Source organism: Paraburkholderia sp. (assembly GCF_035501035.1).
Lineage (GTDB): Bacteria > Pseudomonadota > Gammaproteobacteria > Burkholderiales > Burkholderiaceae > Paraburkholderia.
Genome location: NZ_DATJWR010000346.1, coordinates 1 through 3,288 on the forward strand (window position 1 = coordinate 1; position 3,288 = coordinate 3,288).

A 3,288-nucleotide genomic window follows, 5' to 3' on the forward strand; every position below is an offset into this window, starting at 1 on the left:
GATGCAGTTCCTGCGCGAACACAACCTCTCCGGCGTGCTGGCCGACGACATGGGCCTGGGCAAGACGGTGCAGACGCTCGCGCACATTCTCGCCGAAAAGGAGGCCGGCCGGCTCGGACAGCCCGCGCTGATTGTCGTGCCCACCACACTCGTACACAACTGGTGTGACGAGGCGCAACGCTTCGCGCCCGCGCTGCGCGTGCTGAACCTGCATGGTGCGCAACGCCACGCGCGTTTCGAGGAGATCGCGGAGCATGATCTCGTGCTCACGACCTATGCACTCGCCTGGCGTGACGAGGACGTCCTTGTGCAGCACGAGTACCACCTGCTGATTTTGGACGAGGCCCAGTACGTCAAGAACGCGGCCACCAGGGCCGCTGCGACCATTCGCGCCCTGCGGGCAAGACACCGCCTGTGCCTGACCGGCACGCCGCTGGAGAATCACCTGGGCGAACTGTGGGCGCAGTTCGACTTCCTGCTCCCCGGGTTTCTGGGCTCGCGTGACGATTTCACGCGGCGCTGGCGCACCCCGATCGAAAAAGGCGGCGATACGGTGCGACGTGAACTGCTCGCGCGCCGCCTGCGCCCCTTCATGCTGCGCCGGCGCAAGGACGAAGTGGCCACTGAACTGCCGCCGAAGACCACCATCGTGCGCACGGTCGAGCTTGAAGGTGCACAGCGCGACCTGTACGAGACCGTGCGGGCCACAATGCAGAAGAAGGTGCGCGATGCGATCGCCGTCAATGGTCTGGCGCGCAGCCATCTGATCGTGCTCGACGCGCTGCTCAAGCTCCGGCAGGTCTGCTGCGATCCAGGGTTGCTCAAGACCACGCAGGCGGCGCGCGTGAAGGAATCCGCCAAGCTTGCGCTGCTGCTCGAGATGGTGCCTGAACTCATCGAGGAAGGTCGCCGAATCCTGCTCTTCTCGCAGTTCACCAGCATGCTCGATCTCATCGCTTCCGCGCTCGACAAGGCCGGGATTCCCTATGTTGTCCTAACCGGCGAGACGGTCGATCGTGCGGCCCCGGTCCGCCGCTTCCAGCAGGGCGAGGTGCCGCTCTTCCTCATCAGCCTGAAGGCTGGAGGCGTGGGTCTGAACCTGACCGCAGCCGACACCGTCATCCACTACGATCCGTGGTGGAATCCGGCCGTGGAAAACCAGGCCACCGATCGCGCGCACCGGCTTGGGCAGGACAAGCCGGTGTTCGTCTACAAGCTGATCACCGCTGGCAGCGTGGAGGAAAAAATCGTCGCCCTCCAGGAAAAGAAGGCTGCACTGGCCAACGCGATCCTCTCCGACGATGCTGCCAGTACCGTCAAGTTCTCAGCCGCTGATCTCGAGGCGCTGTTCGAACCCATTCCGGGCGTGCCGGCGCGATCGTCGGCCCCCAAGTCTGGCTCGCGCATCAGGACTGGCACTGAAACGTAGCGCAAGCGGGATCTGTTCACCGTTTCCCCCCTACCTGTTGCCTCAGCAGCATTCATTGGAGGAGCAATGCCGAAAGAAGAAAATCCGGTCGAGGCCAAAGCCCTGGCGGCCGTCGGGGCGGAACGCCTGGCGACTCTGCTTGCAGAGGTGGCCATGACGAACCCGGGCATGCGGCGTCGGTTGCAATTCGAACTGTCCGCACAGCGAGGCGAGGACGTTGCAGCCTCCGTCGGCCAATGGATCAGCGAATTCGGCGAACAGACGTCGTTTCTCGATGCGGAGGAGGTCGACGAAACGGCCGAAGAACTCGACGCGATGCGCGTTGCCATTGCCTCGACTATTTCCCGGGCGGCGCCGAATCTTGCACCGGAACTGATGTGGCAGTTGTTCACGCTGGCTGGAACCATATTCGAACGTACCACCGAAGAAGGATGGGAAGTCAGCTGCATTTTCGATCAGGCGTGCTCCGATCTGGTCGATCTGAGCGTCAACGCAGATGTGGAGCCAGCAATATTCGCCGAGAAAGTTGTTGCGGCGATTGTCACCAACAACTACGGAGAGTACCGCGCCCTGATTCGGGCTATCGCGTCAGCACAGCCCCGGGCACCTGCCTACGGCTCCGAGCTGAAGAACTCGCTCCAGCGATTGCTGGACAAACCGCCCGGATCGAAAAATAGCCTGAACAGCGAGCGCCGCGATTTGCATCGCGCGTTGCTGGAGCTCGACTCCCTCTGCGCAACGTAGACCGGGTTTGCGACAAAGAGCCCCCGGAAAGCCGTGCTGCGACGCGTTGTCGATGTCTAACCCATTATCGCTGCCCCCATCATGGCCAGATCCAAAGTCGACGCCAGACGCGAACATCGGATCACGATGGAAATCGTGGTCGACACCTACACCGAAGAAGAATGCGCGATGGGCTGGTATTGCCACCTTGAAGATCAGCTCTCGTTTCCATTCAAGGCCCGGGTGCGCAAGACGATGGATGCCTCACCGCTAAAGAGCGGCGAGAACGTCACCGTCATCGCCCTCGCTCACGACCAACTTTGCCGCGTCGCGATATTTGTCATGGCACGGCACGGTGAACGCGAAATTGTCGTACCACTGGCCCAGCTTGTTCCCAATGGAGCCGACCGGAACACACGGGAGGCAGTGGCCGACTGGCATTACTGGCACGATCAGGGCTATTCGTTCTGATTCCCGTGCCGCCCACCGGGGTAAGGCCACGCAAAGCCTTGTCAAGCAAGGAATTGTGGCGGATTTTCATATTCCGGGGGATGGGCAGAAATAGCCTTCGTCGAGTTTGTCGCGACCGGCAGAACCCGACCCTTCTCGGCCGCTCGCGTTCTCGCGCATCGAATGGTCACTTCCGGAGTAAAGCAGTCCTCTATATCGCAACAGTGTCCGGCGGGCTATCGCCATTCGCACAGGTGGGATCATGGCGACCGCCGTCCACGCGACGACCGAATGGATGTGGGTGCGGGACGGCAAGTCGAGAGCCGGGTTCGTATTTATACCTATCATGAAGAGTCGCCCACAGTGTCCGGCGGTACCACCTCTTTCCCAAACTCAACTCGCCACGCCAGAAGCCGCGAGTCGCTCGCGAAGAAATGTCAGAGCGCGCGCCGCGCAGCTCGAAAGCGGCCACTCGGCGCGATGGATCAGCCACAGCGTATCGACCACCGGCACTGCGCACTCGACCACCGCGATTGCCTCCTGCGGCGCGAATGCCTGACGCGCGTAACGTGGAATCACGCTGAATCCGAGCCCCCGCGCGACGGGCTCCAGGATCAGCCCGACCTGATTGATGAAGCCCCGCCGCCTGACGCTGCGAATGCCAGGATAACCGGGAAAGCGCCGGC

Annotated in this window: 4 protein-coding genes; 3 read left to right on the forward strand and 1 reads right to left on the reverse strand. The window is 62.2% G+C overall.

Annotation, left to right across the window (positions count from 1 at the left end):
* From VMJ11_RS25425 to VMJ11_RS25435, 3 genes are all read left to right on the forward strand, one after another.
* A partial coding sequence (locus VMJ11_RS25425) for a DEAD/DEAH box helicase (protein ID WP_325622946.1) occupies window positions 1–1,429 on the forward strand: 1,429 nt, incomplete at its 5' end.
* 66 nt (window positions 1,430–1,495) lie between these two features.
* Window positions 1,496–2,173 carry a DUF6880 family protein gene (locus VMJ11_RS25430; protein WP_325622948.1) on the forward strand — a complete coding sequence of 226 codons (678 nt, stop codon included), beginning with the start codon at window positions 1,496–1,498 and terminating at the stop codon, window positions 2,171–2,173.
* A 126-nt stretch (window positions 2,174–2,299) separates the two neighbouring features.
* Window positions 2,300–2,623: a calcium-binding protein gene (locus VMJ11_RS25435; protein ID WP_325622950.1), complete on the forward strand. Its 324-nt coding sequence runs from the start codon at window positions 2,300–2,302 to the stop codon at window positions 2,621–2,623.
* A 372-nt stretch (window positions 2,624–2,995) separates the two neighbouring features.
* Here the strand turns inward: VMJ11_RS25435 and VMJ11_RS25440 are convergent.
* A partial coding sequence (locus tag VMJ11_RS25440; RefSeq protein WP_325622952.1) for a LysR substrate-binding domain-containing protein occupies window positions 2,996–3,288 on the reverse strand: 293 nt, incomplete at its 5' end.